Annotated in this window: 3 protein-coding genes; all 3 read left to right on the forward strand. The window is 70.8% G+C overall.

The genetic code is table 11. The annotated features are described in order from the left end of the window. Nucleotides 1–389: 389 nt before the first annotated feature. The 3 genes from V7E09_RS14565 to V7E09_RS14575 all read left to right on the forward strand — a co-directional run bounded on the left by V7E09_RS14565 (nucleotide 390) and on the right by V7E09_RS14575 (nucleotide 4,453). Nucleotides 390–1,742: an amidohydrolase family protein gene (locus V7E09_RS14565; RefSeq protein WP_324512314.1), complete on the forward strand. Its 1,353-nt coding sequence runs from the start codon at nucleotides 390–392 to the stop codon at nucleotides 1,740–1,742. Between the two features lie 20 nt (nucleotides 1,743–1,762). Beyond that, nucleotides 1,763–2,854: a glutathione S-transferase C-terminal domain-containing protein gene (locus tag V7E09_RS14570; protein ID WP_324512315.1), complete on the forward strand. Its 1,092-nt coding sequence runs from the start codon at nucleotides 1,763–1,765 to the stop codon at nucleotides 2,852–2,854. Nucleotides 2,855–2,989: 135 nt separating this feature from the next. Continuing rightward, nucleotides 2,990–4,453, forward strand: coding sequence for a GNAT family N-acetyltransferase (locus V7E09_RS14575; RefSeq protein ID WP_324523616.1), 1,464 nt, complete (start codon nucleotides 2,990–2,992; stop codon nucleotides 4,451–4,453). The last annotated feature ends 51 nt before the right edge of the window (nucleotides 4,454–4,504 follow it).

Raw genomic sequence — 4,504 nt, forward strand, 5'->3', positions numbered from 1 at the left:
ACCAAAGTTGACATTTCATGAATCAGCGCGGAGACTTTTCGTAGTATCCAAACCTGGTGCAAAGTGAGAGGACAGCGATGACTCGCCTCACGTCGTTCGTGCAGACGATCCCGGCCGTTGCCGTGGACGCACGAATGTGTGCAGGCGCCTGTTGTCGCGCTTGATCCACGCGGCCCACGCGGCCCAGGGTGTCTCCGGCTAGGCCGAGTACCCACACCGGGAGCCTCCCTTTCGCTGGTGAGCGACCTTCCTTGCGCGGCAGCGGTGTCTCTCTGAGGCACTGTCTCACCGGGGCTCAGGCCTCCCGGCCCCTTTTCATCAATTGATGTCGATTTCTTCCTGAGCGCGTATTCGGCGCGCCCATTCACGAGCCCGAAAGTGATTTCTCCATGCCTTCTGCCGTCTCATTCCCGCGAGGAGTAGAGCCGCTCGCCGGCCCCGGCCCGCGCGTCATCACCGCCGAGCGCCTCATCTCGGCCCCCGGTGATCCGGTCATCGACCGCGGTGCCGTCGTGATCGAGGACGGCACCATCGCGTGGGTCGGTCCGATCGATGCGCTACCTGCCACGTACGCCGAGTATCCGGTGACCCGCCATGAGCGCGGGACGATCCTCCCGGGCCTGGTCGAAACGCACGCCCACCTCGGCTCGTACGCCCAGGTGCTGCCGCAGACGACCTCCGACGACCGCCACGACGAGTCCCGGGTGGCCTTGTCGTCGGTCGCCATCGCTCGCCAGCTCGCCTCGGTGGGCGTCACCACCGTGCAGTCGCTGGGCTCGCGCTACTTCGCCGACGTCGCGCTGCGCGACGCCATCGGCGCCGGGCTGATCGCCGGTCCGCGCATCGTCGCCGCCGGACCGCAGCTCACCACCTCGGCTGGACACGCCTGGTCCACCGGCGGCGAGGTCGACTCGATCACCGAGATCCGCAAGGCGGTCCGGGATCACCACAAGGCGGGCGTCGACGTCATCAAGGTGATGGCGACCGGCGGCTTCATGACCGCCCGCACCGCCCCCTGGAACGCGCAGTTCACCACCGACGAACTCCGCGCCCTCGTCGAGGACGCCCACCGCCTCGGCAAGCACACCGCCGCCCACGCGCACGGCACCGAGGGCATCCGGCGGGCCGTGGAGGCGGGCATCGACTACATCGCCCACGCCAGCTTCGTGGACGCCGACGGTCAGACCCGTTTCGACCACGAACTGGCCGACCTGATCGCCGAGAAGGGCGTCTACGTCGACACCTGCAGCCCGCCGTCGTGGCCGGAGGTCCCCGGGGAGACCGTCACCCCCCGCGCCTGGGATCTGTATCAGCACGGCGTCAAGATCGTCACCGGCAACGACATCGGTGCCGTGTGGCCGCCCAGCGGCTTCACCTTCGCGCTGAAGCAGCTGGAGGCGTCCGGCCTGCCGCGCGAGGAGGTCCTGCGGGCCGCCACCAGCCGCGCGGCCGCCGCGGTCGGCCTCGGCGGTGTCGCGGGCGTCCTCGCCCCCGGCTACGCCGCCGACCTCATCGTCGCCGACGGTGACCCGCTCGCTGACCTGGGCGCCCTCGACCACCTCCTCGAGATCGTCATCGACGGGCGCACCTTCACTCCGGACCCGATCGAGCCGTTCGTCCCCGAGCGTGACGCGGCGACCGCCACGAACGGATCCCACCCCAACGACGTCCGTGCCACCTGGCACACCAACCAGCAACGTCGTCTCGCCCACGAGGCCGGCGTCGCCGTCCCGACCGCCTGACCACCAGCAAGGAGCCACCCATGTCCACTCTCACCAACGACCTCGAGGACGACGTCCGCAGCAAGCCTGCGCCCATCAAGACGTCGGCCTTCCCCGAGACGAACGTCGAGCAGACCCCCGATGGGGCGTTTAGGCGGCAGCGCAACTGGTTCACCCGGCGCTTCGGCACGGGCGAGGGCCAGGTCGCCCCCGAACCGGGCCGGTTCCTGCTGCTGGGCAACCCGGGCTGCGGCTGGAACCGCCGCCAGCTCATCACGCTGCGGCTGCTCGGCCTGTCCGAGGCCGTCCCGTTCGTCCTGCTCACCGGACGCGACGAGCAGGGGTGGCGGATCGCCTCCCACGGCAACGACCTGGAGGAGCGGTTCGGCACGAACCTGCTCAACGACTTCTACCGGCGCACCGACGAGTCCTTCCAGGGCCGCGGCACCTCCCCGACGGTCCTGGACGCCCAGACCGGCCTGGTCGTGACGAACAACTACCACCCGCTCAGCCTCGACTGGGAGACCGCCTGGGCACCGTTCCACGCCGCGGGCGCCCCCGACCTGTACCCCGAGGACCTGCGCCCGGAGATCGACCTGCTCAACCAGCAGATCTTCGACGACATCAACAACGGCACCTACAAGGTCATCTTCGCCACCAGCGAAGGCGCCGCGCTGGCCGCCAAGACGATCTTCGAGGCCCGCCTGGCCGACTACGACTTCCGGCTCGCGTCGCGGCGCTACCTGTTCGGGGACCGGCTCACCGATTCCGACATCCGGCTGTTCGTCTCCCTGTCCAGCTTCGAGCGCGGCTACCGGCCCGGAATCGCGAAGATCTTCGGCGAGGAGAACACCCGCAAGCTCACCGACTACCCGAACCTGTGGGCGTACGCCCGTGACCTGTTCGCGCACGGCCTGGTCGATGACCGGGAGCTGTACTTCCTCGGGCTCATCCCCGGCCCCTCGGGGGAGTACATCGGCGGCAGCCTGCTGGTGAAGGACGCCACCCTCCCGACCCCGGAGGAGTCCCTGGCAGCGTGGCGGGAGCCGTCCGGACGCGAGGGCCTCGCCGGATCGCCCCTGTCGTCGGGCCCCGGCGGCGGCGGCTCCTACGAGCTGTGGCACTTCGCCTGATCGACACCGGTGGCCCGGGGCACCTCCCGGGCCACCCCACCCCTGGTGGACGCCCCCGCGTCCCACCAGGACCGTCCACATCCCGCGGCCGGCGCGTCATCCGACGGTGACCGCCGACCAGCTTCGAGGAGAACCATGAGCACCGCTTGGGCGCAACCCGACGCCGACGCCGAGGCCGTCACGCCGGCGTCCCAGGACACCCGCTTCATCCCGTCCGACCTGCTCGCGTGGGACCTGGGCGACGGCCGGACGCTGCGCCTGGCGACCCCTGATGAGTTCGGCGAGGTCGGTGAGGTGCTGCAGAGCGCCTTCACCACCGGATGCTGGGTGACCCCCACCTACAAGGAGCATCTGGCCGGGATCGCGGACCGTGCGTTGACCGCGCACGTCTGGGTGGCGGCGGACGCCGACGGCGTGCTGGGGGCGGTCCTCACCCCCAAGCCGCAGTACCTGCGCGACCCCTCCTTCACGTTCAACATCCTCGGCGTCGGGCCGCGCGGCCGCGACCTCAAGCTCGGCGAGCGGCTCGTCGAGCACAGCGTCGCCCTGGCCCGCGCCTTCGGCTACTCGGTGGTCGAGATCCGCTCCAGCCCCCACATGACCGCCGCCCATGGCCTCTACTACCGCTACGGGTTCGTGCGCCGCATCGACTGGGAGACCAGCGTCGTCGATTCAGGCCAGCGCCTGCTCGCCTTCACCTACCGCGTCGCCGATCCCAACCCCGATGCCGCCATTCCCGTCGAGGAGCCGCCGACGCGGTGGTCCTTCCCCAGCCAGCCCAAGGAGATCGTCGTGACCCTCGCTCAGCACACACCCCCCGGCACGCATGACCACGTCGGCGGGTTCCGCCCCGAGGCGCCGCGGCTGCCCGGGCACGTCGTGCTCGACGCGGACGCCCGCTACCGGCTCGACGTTGCCCCCGACGCGCTGCGCGGACGCGCCGCCCGGATCGCCCGCCGCCTCGCCGCAGCGCAGGAGTTTGTGACGGTTGAGGACTCCGCGGCCGTCACGCCGGTGCTGTTCGAAGCCGACGGGACCCTGCTCAGCGACGACTGGAGCGCGTTGGCCCGCTCGATTCTCACCGCGACCGAGGCGGGACGCGCGTATTACCCGCCCGAGGCGCGCGCCGAGATCGACACGCTGGAGTTCCTCATCGCCCACGATCTGGTCGGCGGCCTGGAACGCGCCCTGTTCGCGGGCTCGGAGAAGTCGGCCCGCGTCGCCCAACGCGTCCTGTATGCCCGGCTGGGGGAGTTCGACCAGACGCTGGCCGCCCGCCCCTACCTGCTGGGTGCTGCCGTGACCTCCGCCGACATCTCCCTGTTCAGCGTCCTGATCGGCTTCGACCTGGAGTACCGGCGCCACCTCGGCTGGGGGGCCGCATCCCTGGTGGACTACCCGAACCTGTGGGCGTACGCCCGCAACCTGCTCGCCCTACCCGGCTTCGCCGACGACGGTGAACTCGCCGCGCTCGGGCTGCTGGCCAGCCCGGACGGCTCCTTCGAGGCGCCGTGGGGCGACCCGGCCCCCGTCGAGGGCGTCCGGGATCTGCGCGACGCGTGGACCGAGCCGGATGACCGCGACTGGAGCGCCGCATGAGCGCCGCCACCCTCAGCGCACCGCAGCCGGCCCCGGCCGGGGCCGCCGGGA

The organism is Propioniciclava sp. (assembly GCF_036744435.1).
Taxonomy (GTDB): Bacteria; Actinomycetota; Actinomycetes; order Propionibacteriales; family Propionibacteriaceae; genus Propioniciclava.

Coding starts and splice junctions, on each gene's coding strand:
- V7E09_RS14575 (WP_324523616.1), top strand. CDS start 2,990: ATGAGCACCGCTTGGGCGCAACCCGACGCCGACGCCGAGGCCGTCACG.
- V7E09_RS14565 (WP_324512314.1), top strand. CDS start 390: ATGCCTTCTGCCGTCTCATTCCCGCGAGGAGTAGAGCCGCTCGCCGGC.
- V7E09_RS14570 (WP_324512315.1), top strand. CDS start 1,763: ATGTCCACTCTCACCAACGACCTCGAGGACGACGTCCGCAGCAAGCCT.